The sequence below is a fragment of the Streptomyces sp. NPDC107575 genome, assembly GCF_055657265.1.
Genome location: NZ_JBVKBG010000003.1, coordinates 1,101,121 through 1,114,433, shown reverse-complemented (window position 1 = coordinate 1,114,433; position 13,313 = coordinate 1,101,121). Strand labels below are relative to the sequence as shown.

11 protein-coding genes are annotated in these 13,313 nt (G+C 70.3%); 7 read left to right on the top strand and 4 right to left on the bottom strand.

The window, feature by feature from the left end:
* Positions 1–218 precede the first annotated feature (218 nt).
* From ACZ7L4_RS18220 to ACZ7L4_RS18210, 3 genes are all read left to right on the top strand, one after another.
* Positions 219–797: a hypothetical protein gene (locus ACZ7L4_RS18220; protein ID WP_450814319.1), complete on the top strand. Its 579-nt coding sequence runs from the start codon at positions 219–221 to the stop codon at positions 795–797.
* A 70-nt stretch (positions 798–867) separates the two neighbouring features.
* Positions 868–3,123: an SF1B family DNA helicase RecD2 gene (gene recD2, locus ACZ7L4_RS18215; protein WP_472103611.1), complete on the top strand. Its 2,256-nt coding sequence runs from the start codon at positions 868–870 to the stop codon at positions 3,121–3,123.
* A 184-nt stretch (positions 3,124–3,307) separates the two neighbouring features.
* Positions 3,308–4,618, top strand: coding sequence for a citrate synthase (locus tag ACZ7L4_RS18210; RefSeq protein ID WP_450814323.1), 1,311 nt, complete (start codon positions 3,308–3,310; stop codon positions 4,616–4,618).
* Between the two features lie 606 nt (positions 4,619–5,224).
* Here ACZ7L4_RS18210 and ACZ7L4_RS18205 read toward each other — a convergent pair.
* From ACZ7L4_RS18205 to ACZ7L4_RS18190, 4 genes are all read right to left on the bottom strand, one after another.
* A complete protein-coding gene (locus ACZ7L4_RS18205; RefSeq protein WP_472103609.1) occupies positions 5,225–5,524 on the bottom strand; it encodes a heavy-metal-associated domain-containing protein in 300 nt (99 codons plus the stop codon).
* Between the two features lie 53 nt (positions 5,525–5,577).
* A complete protein-coding gene (locus ACZ7L4_RS18200; RefSeq protein ID WP_472103607.1) occupies positions 5,578–6,525 on the bottom strand; it encodes a PrsW family intramembrane metalloprotease in 948 nt (315 codons plus the stop codon).
* A 127-nt stretch (positions 6,526–6,652) separates the two neighbouring features.
* Positions 6,653–6,850, bottom strand: a complete 198-nt coding sequence (locus ACZ7L4_RS18195; RefSeq protein ID WP_351343131.1) for a helix-turn-helix transcriptional regulator — start codon at positions 6,848–6,850, stop codon at positions 6,653–6,655.
* 236 nt (positions 6,851–7,086) lie between these two features.
* Positions 7,087–7,989, bottom strand: coding sequence for a sugar phosphate isomerase/epimerase family protein (locus ACZ7L4_RS18190; protein ID WP_472103605.1), 903 nt, complete (start codon positions 7,987–7,989; stop codon positions 7,087–7,089).
* Between the two features lie 145 nt (positions 7,990–8,134).
* Between ACZ7L4_RS18190 and ACZ7L4_RS18185 the strand changes: the two genes are divergently transcribed.
* The 4 genes from ACZ7L4_RS18185 to mmsA are packed head-to-tail and all read left to right on the top strand — an operon-like array spanning position 8,135 to position 13,303.
* A complete protein-coding gene (locus ACZ7L4_RS18185; RefSeq protein ID WP_472103603.1) occupies positions 8,135–9,061 on the top strand; it encodes a Cgl0159 family (beta/alpha)8-fold protein in 927 nt (308 codons plus the stop codon).
* A 15-nt stretch (positions 9,062–9,076) separates the two neighbouring features.
* Positions 9,077–9,895, top strand: coding sequence for a 5-deoxy-glucuronate isomerase (iolB, locus tag ACZ7L4_RS18180; RefSeq protein ID WP_450813765.1), 819 nt, complete (start codon positions 9,077–9,079; stop codon positions 9,893–9,895).
* Entirely contained in the window at positions 9,892–11,763 is a 1,872-nt protein-coding gene (iolD, locus tag ACZ7L4_RS18175; RefSeq protein ID WP_472103601.1) for a 3D-(3,5/4)-trihydroxycyclohexane-1,2-dione acylhydrolase (decyclizing), read from the top strand. The genes iolB and iolD overlap by 4 nt, the downstream gene beginning before the upstream one ends.
* Positions 11,764–11,794: 31 nt before the next feature.
* Entirely contained in the window at positions 11,795–13,303 is a 1,509-nt protein-coding gene (gene mmsA / locus ACZ7L4_RS18170; RefSeq protein ID WP_472103599.1) for a CoA-acylating methylmalonate-semialdehyde dehydrogenase, read from the top strand.
* Positions 13,304–13,313: the final 10 nt, after the last annotated feature.

Here is a 13,313-nt window from a genome sequence, read left to right as displayed (position 1 = left end):
GAGCGCCAGGTGAGCAGATCAAGCCCCTGCGGCGATTGAGCAGCGGGGTACGGGGCAGAGCCCCGATCTTTTGAAGCCCCGCCGGCGATTGAGGCTCGGGGTCCGGGGCGGAGCCCCGCGACCGCAACCACGTCACAGGCCGAACGGAATTGTCGGTGCCGCGTGCGAAGGTGGAGGAACCGCAACGCACCACGGATGACGGAGACGGAGCAACGGACGTGAACCACGCGCAGCTCACCGCACTAGGCCGCGCCCTCCGGGTGCTCGGCGAGCACGGCGAGAAGCTGACCGGCGACACCCCGGACGACGTGCTGCACGAGATCCGCGGCGACCTGACCCGCGCCCTCGACCAGCTCGACGACGCCGTGTCCGGCGAGAAGCCCACGACCCGCTGCAAGGAACACCCGTACGGCCCGGTCGAGGAATCCGCCCCCGACCTGTGCCTGTTCTGCGAGACCCGCCGCCGCAAGGCCCGCCGCTCCCAGATCTCGGGGGAGGCGGGACCGGCCGGCCGTCCCACCGCGGAGCGCCCGGTGCTGTCCCGTTACGGCACCCGCGAGGACCGCCCCCAGCCCCAGCAGCGCTGGATCCCGGAGATGTGGAACGGGCAGGTGTGGCAGCTCTGCGGCACGCCGCGCCACGACCGCCGCGAGGCGGACCTCTACCTGGCGGCCCAGCGCCGCCGTCCGGACGCGGCGATGGCGTACCGCCTGGTCCACGAGTTCACGGACTACGAGGTCGTCCGCGTCTGGGGCACTCCCGTGCGCGTCGACCCGGAGCCGATGGGCGGGATCTGACCCCCGCCGTCGCGTACCGGGGCCCGGCGGCCCCTCCCACGTTGTCGGACCCTGCCGCTACCGTCGGATCATGTCCAACCAAGCGGCGGGGGCGCGGCAGACGGCCCGGCTCGAGGGCGTCCTCGAGCGGATCACGTACGCCAACGAGGAGACGGGGTACACGGTCGGCCGGGTCGACACCGGCAGAGGCGCCGGGGACCTGCTGACCGTCGTCGGCTCGCTGCTCGGGGCGCAGGTGGGGGAGTCGCTGCGGATGGAGGGCCGTTGGGGCTCCCACCCGCAGTACGGCAAGCAGTTCACGGTCGAGAACTACACGACGATCCTCCCGGCGACGATCCAGGGCATCCGCCGCTATCTCGGTTCCGGCCTGGTCAAGGGCATCGGCCCGGTCTTCGCCGACCGCATCACGCAGCACTTCGGGCTCGACACCCTCGACATCATCGAGCAGGAGCCGAAGCGGCTCATCGAGGTGCCGGGCCTCGGGCCCAAGCGGACGAAGAAGATCGCTGACGCCTGGGAGGAACAGAAGGCCATCAAGGAGGTCATGGTCTTCCTGCAGTCGGTCGGCGTCTCGACCTCCATCGCCGTGCGCATCTACAAGAAGTTCGGCGACGCCTCCATCTCCGTCGTGAAGAACCAGCCGTACCGCCTCGCCGCCGACGTCTGGGGCATCGGCTTCCTCACCGCCGACCGCATCGCCCAGTCCGTGGGCATCCCGCACGACAGCCCGGAGCGGGTCAAGGCCGGTCTCCAGTACGCCCTGTCGCAGTCCACCGACCAGGGGCACTGCTTCCTCCCCGAGGAGCGGCTCATCGCCGACGCCGTGAAGCTCCTCCAGGTCGACACCGGACTCGTCATCGAATGCCTGGCCGAACTCGCCCTGCCCGACGAGGATTCCGGCGACCCCGGAGTGGTACGCGAGACGGTGCCGGGCGAGGACGGTCAGCCGGTCACCGCGATCTACCTGGTCCCCTTCCACCGGGCCGAACTCTCCCTCTCCGCCCAGCTGCTCAGACTGCTGCGCACGGAGGAGGACCGGATGCCCGCCTTCCAGGACGTGGCGTGGGACAAGGCGCTCGCCTGGCTCGCCGACCGCACGGGCGCGCAGCTCGCGCCCGAGCAGGAGGAGGCGGTCAAGCTCGCGCTCAGCAAGAAGGTGGCCGTGCTCACCGGCGGCCCCGGCTGCGGAAAGTCGTTCACCGTACGGTCCGTGGTGGAGCTGGCCCGGGCCAAGCGCGCCAAGGTCGTGCTCGCCGCGCCCACGGGCCGCGCCGCCAAGCGGCTCGCCGAGCTGACCGGGGCCGAGGCCTCCACCGTCCACCGCCTGTTGGAGCTGAAGCCGGGCGGGGACGCCGCGTACGACAAGGAGCGGCCGCTCGACGCCGACCTGGTCGTGGTCGACGAGGCCTCCATGCTGGACCTGCTGCTGGCCAACAAGCTGGCGAAGGCGGTGCCGCCCGGGGCGCATCTGCTGTTCGTGGGCGATGTGGACCAGCTGCCGAGCGTGGGCGCGGGTGAGGTGCTGCGGGACATGCTCGCCGAGGAGAGCCCGGTCCCGGCCGTGCGGCTGACGCGGATCTTCCGGCAGGCCCAGGAGTCCGGCGTCGTCACGAACGCCCACCGCATCAACTCCGGTACGCAGCCGATCACTTCGGGCCTCAAGGACTTCTTCCTGTTCGTCGAGGACGACACGGAGGAGGCCGGCCGGCTCACCGTGGACGTCGCCGCGCGCCGGATCCCCGCCACCTTCGGCCTCGACCCGCGGCGCGACGTCCAGGTGCTCGCGCCGATGCACCGCGGCCCGGCGGGGGCGGGCAACCTCAACGGGCTGCTCCAGCAGGCGATCACCCCCGGCCGCCCGGACCTGCCCGAGAAGCGCTTCGGCGGCCGCGTCTTCCGGGTGGGCGACAAGGTCACCCAGATCCGGAACAACTACGAGAAGGGGGCCAACGGCGTCTTCAACGGCACGGTCGGAGTCGTCACGTCGCTGGACTCGGAGGAGCAGAGACTCACCGTCCGCACCGATGAGGACGAGGAGGTTCCCTACGACTTCGACGAGCTGGACGAGCTGGCGCATGCCTACGCTGTGACCATCCACCGCTCCCAGGGCAGCGAGTACCCGTGCGTGGTGATCCCTGTCACGACGGGGGCGTGGATGATGCTCCAGCGCAACCTCCTCTACACGGCGGTCACGCGCGCCAAGAAGCTCGTCGTTCTGGTCGGTTCGCGCAGAGCGATCGGCCAGGCGGTGCGTACGATTTCGGCCGGTAGGCGGTGTACCGCCCTGAATTTCCGGCTGTCAGGCGCTGCCGTTCAAAAGATTTGATCGATCAGATGCGTCACGAAGGTCACAAGCACTTCCGGAACCAGGGCGAAGGGGGCAGGATGAGCAAGTTGGCGGCACTGAGTGCCGTCGATGAGCCCAATGGGCGACCCCGAGTGCACTCTGCTGGGCCAAGTGGGGGAAGGTAGAGACAGTCAGGGCACCTCGAAGAAGAGGCACTACGTCGGTGAGGGATGACGTGAGCGAGCAGAACGAGAAGGCTGTAGTACTCCAGTACGGCGACGACGAGTACACCTACCCGGTGATCGACAGCACCGTGGGCGACAAGGGCTTCGACATCGGGAAGCTGCGGGCCCAGACGGGCCTGGTGACCCTCGACAGCGGATACGGCAATACCGCCGCCTATAAATCCGCGATCACCTATCTCGACGGTGAGCAGGGCATCCTGCGGTACCGCGGATACCCGATCGAGCAGCTGGCCGAGAGCTCGACCTTCGCCGAGGTCGCCTACCTGCTGATCAACGGCGAGCTCCCGACCGTGGACGAGCTCTCCACCTTCAAGAACGAGATCACCGGGCACACGCTCCTGCACGAGGACGTGAAGCGGTTCTTCGACGGCTTCCCGCGGGACGCCCACCCGATGGCCATGCTGTCCTCCGTGGTCTCCGCGCTGTCCACCTTCTACCAGGACAGCCACAACCCGTTCGACGAGCAGCAGCGTCACCTCTCGACGATCCGCCTGCTGGCGAAGCTGCCGACGATCGCGGCGTACGCCTACAAGAAGTCGATCGGCCACCCGTTCGTCTACCCGCGCAACGACCTCGGCTACGTCGAGAACTTCCTGCGCATGACGTTCTCGGTGCCGGCCCAGGAGTACGTGCCGGACCCGGTCGTCGTCTCCGCGCTCGACAAGCTGCTCATCCTGCACGCGGACCACGAGCAGAACTGCTCGACGTCCACGGTGCGCCTGGTGGGCTCGTCGCAGGCCAACATGTTCGCGTCGATCTCCGCCGGTATCTCCGCGCTGTGGGGTCCGCTGCACGGTGGCGCCAACCAGTCGGTGCTCGAGATGCTCGAGGGCATCCAGCGCGACGGCGGCGACGTCGACGCCTTCATCCGCAAGGTGAAGAACAAGGAAGACGGCGTGAAGCTCATGGGCTTCGGGCACCGCGTCTACAAGAACTTCGACCCGCGGGCGAAGATCATCAAGGCGGCGGCGCACGATGTCCTCTCGGCGCTCGGCAAGTCCGACGAGCTGCTCGACATCGCGCTGAAGCTGGAGGAGCACGCGCTCTCCGACGACTACTTCGTCGAGCGCAAGCTCTACCCGAACGTCGACTTCTACACCGGTCTGATCTACCGGGCCATGGGCTTCCCGACCGAGATGTTCACGGTCCTCTTCGCCCTCGGCCGCCTTCCGGGCTGGATCGCCCAGTGGCACGAGATGATCAAGGAGCCGGGCTCCCGCATCGGCCGCCCGCGCCAGATCTACACGGGCGTGGTGGAGCGCGACTTCATCCCGGTCGAGCAGCGCTGATTCATCTTTCCTCGGCGGCGGTTCGGCATATCAAGCCCCGCCGGCGATTGAGGCGCGGGGTCCGGGGCAGCGCCCCGCGACCGTAACCCCGCCCCACCGCAACAAGCCGGGTCGAGCTGCGCAGCAGAAAGCGCCCCGCTGTCGGTCCCCCCACGGGCCGACAGTCGGGGCGCTTTCCTTTACCCGGGTCGGATTCCCCCCACGGGATCCGGCCTGGGGGTCTGTGGTGCGTCGGCCGCCGGAACACGTACCGACGGGTGGGCCGCTCAAGCTTCCCGGCGCACGTGCCCCGGCCAACGCTGTCGGGACCGCCCCCCAAGGCGGGCCCTCCGGTGCGGAAACGTCCCCCAAGACGTTCCTGCATCGCCTCCTTAGACTCACGAGAGCCGCAAAGGGTTACGTCCAGACCAATGTGATCTGCGTCTCTTGCATATGTCCCGTGCGTGCGCAAGAGGTCCGATATGGGGATATCGGCCTCTGTGGGGGAGTGCTGCAATTGTGCCGTGTGGATTGTGTGGAGGTCCAGAGCTCTCTGGCCCCTCTCTGGGAAAAGACCATCGCCGCGCCCGCCATCGGATGGCGGACGCGGCGATGGGGGCCGAGGGCTCAGACCAGTTCGTACCCCGCCTCGTCCACCGCGGCGCGGACCGCCTCCTCGTCGAGGGGGCTCGTGGAGACGACCGTGACCTGGCCCGTCGCGGCGGAGGCCTGGACCGAGGTGACGCCGTCGAGCTCGGAGATCTCGCCGGCGACCGCACCCTCGCAGTGGCCGCAGGTCATGCCCTTCACCTCGTAGACCGTGGTGAAGGCGCCCTCGGCGACCGCCGTGTCGCCGTGACAGGCGCCGCCGCAGCAGGAACCGGCGGACTGGGTGTCGGCCTGGGGGAGCTCGGTGTGGGCGCTCATGGCGTACTCCTTGGTGATGAGGGGCGTCTCCTGATGCGCTCGACTCTATACCCCTAGGGGGTATTTCTCCAAGAAGGATCACGGCGGGCGAGTGAACGCACCCATGTGAGCGCCAGCAGCGTGATGACGGCCAGCCCGCCGACCGAGAAGAGCGTGAAGAGGTGCTGCTGGGCCTCGGTGGGCTTGGGGATGTAGCCCTCGGCGAAGAGCGTGCGGTCCAGGCCGGACGTGGTCAGCTCGGCCACCAGCCAGATCGCGATGCCGTGCATCGAGTCCCACAGGGCGTGCAGGAGGGCGACGCCGAGGTACGTGCCGATCACCGGCGCCGCGAAGCGGTAGCGGCCGTCCGGGCGGCGGAAGGAGAGCAGGACCGCTCCCGAGATCGCCGTCCACAGGCCGTGGCCGAACGGGGCGAGGAGGCCGCGCAGCACCTCCGTCTCCAGGAGGGCCCGCAGGTCGATGCCCTTCATGGTGATCGCCGCGTTGAACGCGTAGCCCGCGCTCTCGAAGGCCGCGAAGCCGAAGCCGACCGTCGCGCCCAGGACCAGGCCCGCGCGCAGTCCGCTGACGCGCGGGTGGCGGTGCAGGACGTAGACGAGGGCCAGGAGCTTGGCCGCCTCCTCGATCAGGCCCACCGCCACGAACATCCACACCGAGGGGTGGACGAGGTAGTACTCCATGACGGAGGCGCCGAGGACGCCCAGGATGCCGCCCACCAGGAAGCAGCCCAGGATCAGGCTCACGCCCAGGTCGCGGCCGTGCCGCTCGTACGCCCACAGCACGAAGACGGCGGGGGTGAGGAAGCTGCCCAGCAGGATGAGCGTGGGCAGCAGCGTCGTGTTCTGCGTGGCGTACGTGACGACCGCCGTCAGGGCCCACAGGGCCAGGCCGCCCCAGAGGCAGCGCTTCCAGAGTCCCGGACGGATCTGCGGTCCCGGCGGGGGCGGCTGCTGGGGGATGCGGGCCTGGGGTGCCCCGAAGGGCGGCTGGGGCTGCGTCACTGAGATCCCTCCGGCTTGCCGGTAACTTTCGGTCACCTTGAGTGATTTGTCCGAAGTTTATGGCGGGGTCGGAGGTGGCGCAGTGCGGGCGCCGGGCCGTGCGTCCGTACGGCCCGGCGCCCACGGTTCAGTCCTTGCGGCCCCGGTTGCTAGGGCGGGAGGCCACCCAGGCGCGCACCGTGTCGGCGTACCAGTACGGCTTGCCCGACTCCACGTGGTCGGGCGGGGGCAGCAGACCGTGCTTGCGGTACGAGCGGACGGTGTCGGGCTGCACGCGGATGTGTGCGGCGATGTCCTTGTACGACCAGAGCCTGCGGTCGCTCATCGGTGGCTCCTCCCTGGCGGCGCTCACGGCGGCCGGGGGTGCCGCCCGTGATCAACTCACCCTGTGCCCGGAGAACGAGGTGACCCGTGGTGAAGGGAGGGCCTGTGGGGCCTCTGTGACGCAGAACCCGCGTAGGCCTGACATGTGTGACGCGATGGGGGCGTTTGTGACGCGAATGATGCAAAGGGGGCGCGCCGTCGGCGCATGCTCCGGCGCGTAAGTGGATATGAGGGGCGTCAAACCCCGCAGGAGCGCAGATAGCGGCGCGTGCGATCCGCGATCGGGAAGGGGCGGTCGGGTTCGCACGGGTACATGTCCTGCTCGACGATCGCGAACAGGTCGACGTCCAGCCGGCCGGCGGCGGCGAGGACCGGTTCGAGCTCCGGCACCCCGCGCGGGGGCTCCACCATGACGCCCTGCGCCACGGCCGGGCCGAACGGCGTGCCCTGTTCGCGGACCCCGGCGAGGACCGCCGGGTCCACCTGCTTCAGATGCAGATAGCCGATCCGCTCCCCGTACGTCTCGATGAGCTTGACGCTGTCGCCGCCGCAGTACGCGTAGTGGCCCGTGTCCAGGCACAGCGACACGAGGTCCGGGTCGGTGGCGTCGAGGAGCCGCGTGACGTTCTCCTCCGAGTCGACGTGCGTGTCGGCATGCGGGTGGAAGACCAGCTTCAGCCCGTAACGGTCGCCGATCTCGCGGCCGAGGCGTTCGGTCTGGGCCGCCAGGTGGCGCCACTGCTCGGCGGTCAGGCGCGAGTCCTCAAGCACCTCGCCCGTCTTGTCGTCGCGCCAGAAGGACGGGATGACGACCAGGTGCTCGGCGCCCATCGCCCGGGTGAGCTCGGCGATGGAGGACACGTGCTCCCAGGTCTTCTCCCACACCGCCGGACCGTGGTGCAGGCCCGTGAACACCGTGCCCGCCGAGACCTTCAGGCCGCGGCGGCCCGTCTCCTCGGCGAGGACCTTCGGGTCCGAGGGCAGATAGCCGTACGGGCCCAGCTCGATCCACTCGTACCCGGCCTCGGCCACCTCGTCGAGAAAACGCTGATACGGGACCTGCTGCGGGTCGTCGGGGAACCAGACGCCCCAGGAGTCGGGGGCCGAGCCGATGCGGATGCGCGCGGGCGTGGTCGTCATGGAGCCAGCCTCAAGCTGTTCCGAGAGGGGTGTCAAGGCGTGGTCCGAATGTCAGGACAAAGTATTGACAGGGGGCTCGGGCGGGTCTAGATCTGTCGGGCGACGGACGTTGCGGAGTGTCGTGCCGATGGGGATGGAGCCGGGCTTGAGTGACGCAGAGGGCGTTGATCTCCGGTGGCTTGCCCGGGTCAGGGCCGAGGAGCCGGAGGCCGTCGCCGAGGCCGCGGGGCGGCGGGAGCGGCGGGCGCTGCTCGGCGCGGGCCGGCGGCTGATGATCGTGGCCGCCGACCACCCGGCCCGGGGCGCGCTCGGCGTCGGGGACCGGGCGTACGCCATGGCCGACCGGGCCGATCTGCTGCGGCGGCTGTGCGTCGCGCTGGCCCGGCCGGGCGTCGACGGGGTGCTGGCCTCCGCCGACGTCGTCGAGGACCTGCTGCTGCTCGGGGTCCTCGACGGCAAGGTCGTCATCGGCTCCATGAACCGGGGCGGGCTCGCCGGGGCCTCCTTCGAACTGGACGACCGCTTCACCGGGTACCGCGCCGAGGACCTGGACCGGTTCGGCCTCGACGCCGGGAAGCTGCTGCTGCGCCTGGACTACGACGATCCGGGCTCCGGGTCCGTACGCACCCTGGAGGCCGCCGCCCGCGCCGTCGACGCCATGGCGGCCCGCCGGCTGCCCCTGTTCGTCGAGCCGTTCCTGAGCCGCCGCGACCTCGAAACCGGGCTGCTGCGCGCCGACTTGAGTCCCGAGAGCGTCATCACGTCGATCGCCGTCGCCTCGGGCCTCGGCGGCACCTCCGCGTACACCTGGCTGAAGCTCCCGGTCACCGACGACCCCGACGACATGGCCCGGGTCATGGAGACCTCCGCCCTGCCCGCCGTGCTGCTCGGCGGCGACATCAAGGACGGCGACCAGGACGCCACGTACGAGAAGTGGCGTGCCGCGCTGCGACTGCCCACCGTTCAGGGGCTCGTGGTGGGGCGCTCGCTGCTCTATCCGGCGGACGGGGATGTCGCGGCCGCCGTCGACACGGCCGTCGGCCTGCTGCGCACCACGCGTGCGGACACCTAGGAGGAGAGTAGAGGGATGACGCACCTTCCACGCGGCAGTGCCGCCGACGGGCCCTACGCCCTGTCCGTCGACCCCGACAAGGTCGGCTGGTCCCGTGCCGGGCTGCGGATCCTCGAACTCGGGGCCGGGCGGACGCACGCCTTCGACACCGGGGAGAGCGAGTGGATCGTGCTGCCGCTGTCCGGCGGATGTTCCGTCCGCGCGGAAGGGATGAACCTCGAACTGTCGGGCAGGGGCAGCGTATTCAGCTCGGTGAGTGACTTCGCCTACGTACCGCGCGACACCAGCGTGGAGATCTCCTCCGGTGCGGGAGGCCGGTTCGCCCTGGCAGGAGCGAAATGCGGTCGACGACTCCCCGTCCGCTACGGCCCCGCGCCGGAGGTTTCCGTCGAGGACAGGGGCGGCGGGCAGAGCGCGCGCCAGGTGCGCAACTTCGCCTCCGCCGACGCCTTCGACTGCGATCAGCTCATCGCCGTCGAGGTGATCACCCCCGGCGGGAACTGGTCCTCGTACCCGCCGCACAAGCACGACGAGCACCGCCCTGGCGAGGAGACGCTGCTCGAGGAGATCTACTACTTCGAGATCGAGGGGCGGGAGGGCGGCCCCGAGGGGTACGGATATCAGCGCGTGTCCCCGTCCAGGCCCGGCGGCACCGATCTCCTCGCCGAGGTCCGCTCCGGTGACACCGTGCTCGTCCCCGACGGCTGGCACGGCCCCTCGATCGCCCAGCCGGGACACGCCATGTACTACCTGAACGTCATGGCGGGCCCGGGGGACGAGCGGGAGTGGAGGATCTGCTTCCACCCCGACCACGCCACGGAGGGATACCGATGACCCGCCTCACCGTCGCCCAGGCCCTCGTCCGCTTCCTCAGCCGCCAGTACACGGAGCGCGACGGCGCCCGGCAGCGGCTGATCGGCGCCACCTGGGGCATCTTCGGCCACGGCAACGTCGCCGGGCTCGGGCAGGCGCTCCTGCAGTACGGCGACGACATGCCCTTCCACCAGGGCCGCAACGAGCAGGCGATGGTGCACGCCGCCGTCGGCCACGCGCGCCAGTGCGACCGCCTGTCCACGCACGCCGTCACCACCTCGATCGGGCCCGGCGCCACCAACCTCGTCACCGGCGCCGCCCTCGCCACCATCAACCACCTGCCGGTACTGCTGCTCCCCGGCGACGTGTTCGCGACGCGGCCCGCCGACCCGGTGCTCCAGCAGCTCGAAGTCCCGTACGCGGGCGATGTGTCGGTCAACGACTGCCTGCGCCCCGTCTCGAAGTACTTCGACCGGATCGAGCGGCCCGAGCAGCTGATCCCGGCCGCGCTCCAGGCGATGCGCGTGCTCACCGACCCCGTCGACACGGGCGCGGTCACGCTCGCGCTGCCGCAGGACGTGCAGGCGGAGGCGTACGACTGGCCCGAGGAGTTCTTCCGGGAGCGGGTGTGGGCGGTGCGCAGGCAGGCGCCCGATGCAGAGGAACTGGCCAGTGCCGTAAGGGAGTTGAAGCGGGCCCGCCGCCCGCTCCTTGTCGCCGGTGGCGGCGTCCACCACAGCGGCGCCGAGGACGCCCTCAAGGACTTCGCCGACGCCACCCGCATCCCCGTCGCCTCCACCCAGGCCGGCAAGGGCTCGTTGCCGCACGACCACCCCGCCGACGTCGGCGGCATCGGCCACACCGGCACCGCCACCGCGAACGAGCTCGCCCGCACCGCCGACCTGGTCATCGGCGTCGGCACCCGGTACACGGACTTCACGACGGCCTCCGCGACCCTCTTCGCCAACCCGGACGTCCGCTTCCTGAACCTGAACGTCGCCGCCTTCGACGCCCACAAGCTGTCCGCGAAGCCACTCGTCGCCGACGCCCGCGCGGGGCTCGCCGCGCTGCGCGGGGCGCTCGACGACGACTGCCGCACCGAACCCGCGTACGTCACCGAGTACACCGAGGACAAGGAGCGCTGGGAGCACCGCGTCGACGCCTGCTTCGCCGCCGAGGACGGCCTCGTACGCCCCACCCAGACCCAAGTCCTGGGTGTGCTGGACGAGTTGGTGACCGGGGACGACATCCTCATCAACGCCGCGGGCTCGCTCCCCGGCGATCTGCACAAGCTGTGGCGGGCCCGCTCCCGCGACCAGTACCACGTCGAGTACGGGTACTCCTGCATGGGCTACGAGATCCCGGCCGCGCTCGGCGTCGCGCTCGCCGCGCCCGGGCGGCCCGTGTGGGCGCTCGTCGGCGACGGCACGTATCTGATGCTGCCCACCGAGATCGTCACCGCGGTGCAGGAGAACATTCCGGTCAAGGTCGTCATCCTCCAGAACCACGGATACGCGTCCATCGGCGGCCTCTCCGCGTCCGTCGGGGCCGAGGGCTTCGCCACGCAGTACCGGTTCGCGGGGGAGGAGGGGGTGTACGCGGGCGCGCCGCTGCCCGTCGACCTCGCCGCGAACGCGGCCAGCCTCGGGATGACGGTGCACCGCGCCAAGACCGTCCGTGACCTGCGCGAAGCGCTCGCCGCCGCGCGCGAAGCCACTCGTCCCACATGTGTCTACGTCGAGACCGAAACGGCAGACACAGTGTCGGGCCCGCCTCCCGCACAGGCGTGGTGGGATGTTCCTGTGGCCGAGACGGCGGAGCGCAGCGCCGCGGTCGAGGCCCGGGAGGAGTACGACCGGCACGCCGCCGGTCGACGCCGCCACCTCTGAGAAGCACGTAGCCGTCACAGGAGTTGCCCGTATGTCTGACACGAAGTTGGTCCACCACTGGATCGGCGGCAAGACCGTCGAGGGCGCGTCGGGCAATCACGGCCCGGTGACCGACCCGGCGACCGGCGCCGTCACCACGCACGTCGACTTCGCGAGCGTCGAGGAGGTGGACGCGGCCGTCGCCACCGCCAAGGAGGCGTACAAGTCGTGGGGCCAGTCCTCGCTCGCCAAGCGCACCGAGATCCTCTTCCGGTTCCGCGCGCTGCTCGACGCCAACCGTGACGCGATCGCCGAGCTGATCACCGCCGAGCACGGCAAGGTGCACTCGGACGCGCTCGGCGAGGTGGCCCGCGGCCTGGAGATCGTCGACCTGGCCTGCGGCATCAACGTGCAGCTGAAGGGCGAGCTGTCCACGCAGGTCGCCACGAACGTGGACGTCTCCTCGATCCGCCAGCCGCTGGGTGTCGTCGCGGGCATCACGCCGTTCAACTTCCCGGCCATGGTGCCGATGTGGATGTTCCCGATCGCCATCGCGACCGGCAACACCTTCGTGCTCAAGCCCTCCGAGAAGGACCCCTCGGCCTCCGTCAAGATCGCCGAGCTGCTCACCGAGGCGGGTCTGCCCGACGGCGTCTTCAACGTGCTGCACGGTGACAAGGTCGCCGTCGACCGCCTCCTGGAGCACCCGGACGTCGCCGCGGTCTCCTTCGTGGGCTCGACGCCGATCGCCCGCCACATCCACGCCACGGCCTCCGCCAACGGCAAGCGCGTCCAGGCCCTCGGCGGCGCCAAGAACCACATGCTGGTCCTTCCGGACGCCGACCTGGACGCGGCGGCCGACGCCGCGGTCTCGGCCGCGTACGGCTCGGCGGGCGAGCGCTGCATGGCGATCTCGGCGGTCGTCGCCGTCGGCTCGATCGCCGACGAGCTCGTCGCGAAGATCAAGGAGCGCGCCGAGAAGATCAAGATCGGCCCCGGCAACGACCCGACGTCCGAGATGGGCCCGCTCATCACGGCCGCCCACCGCGACAAGGTCGCCTCCTACGTGAAGGGCGCGGCGGCCGAGGGCTGCGAGGTCGTCCTCGACGGCAGCGAGTACACGGTGCCGGGCTTCGAGAACGGCCACTGGGTGGGCCTCTCCCTGCTCGACAACGTCCCGACGACCGCCAAGGCGTACCAGGACGAGATCTTCGGCCCGGTCCTGTGCGTGCTGCGCACGGAGACGTACGAGGAGGGCGTGGCCCTCATGAACGCGTCCCCGTTCGGCAACGGCACCGCGATCTTCACCCGGGACGGCGGCGCCGCCCGCCGCTTCCAGCTGGAGATCGAGGCCGGCATGGTCGGTGTCAACGTCCCGATCCCGGTGCCGGTGGGCTACCACAGCTTCGGCGGCTGGAAGGACAGCCTCTTCGGCGACCACCACATCTACGGCAACGACGGCACGCACTTCTACACCCGCGGCAAGGTCGTCACCACCCGCTGGCCGGACCCGGCCGACGCCCCCGCGGGCGTGGACCTGGGCTTCCCCAGCAACCACTGAGGGCGGCCCG

What these genes read in the sequence shown, in the direction of transcription:
- recD2 (WP_472103611.1), top strand. Translation starts at nt 868, where the DNA reads ATGTCCAACCAAGCGGCGGGGGCGCGGCAGACGGCCCGGCTCGAGGGC.
- ACZ7L4_RS18205 (WP_472103609.1), bottom strand. Translation starts at nt 5,524, where the DNA reads ATGAGCGCCCACACCGAGCTCCCCCAGGCCGACACCCAGTCCGCCGGT.
- ACZ7L4_RS18195 (WP_351343131.1), bottom strand. Translation starts at nt 6,850, where the DNA reads ATGAGCGACCGCAGGCTCTGGTCGTACAAGGACATCGCCGCACACATC.
- ACZ7L4_RS18190 (WP_472103605.1), bottom strand. Translation starts at nt 7,989, where the DNA reads ATGACGACCACGCCCGCGCGCATCCGCATCGGCTCGGCCCCCGACTCC.
- iolB (WP_450813765.1), top strand. Translation starts at nt 9,077, where the DNA reads ATGACGCACCTTCCACGCGGCAGTGCCGCCGACGGGCCCTACGCCCTG.
- iolD (WP_472103601.1), top strand. Translation starts at nt 9,892, where the DNA reads ATGACCCGCCTCACCGTCGCCCAGGCCCTCGTCCGCTTCCTCAGCCGC.
- mmsA (WP_472103599.1), top strand. Translation starts at nt 11,795, where the DNA reads ATGTCTGACACGAAGTTGGTCCACCACTGGATCGGCGGCAAGACCGTC.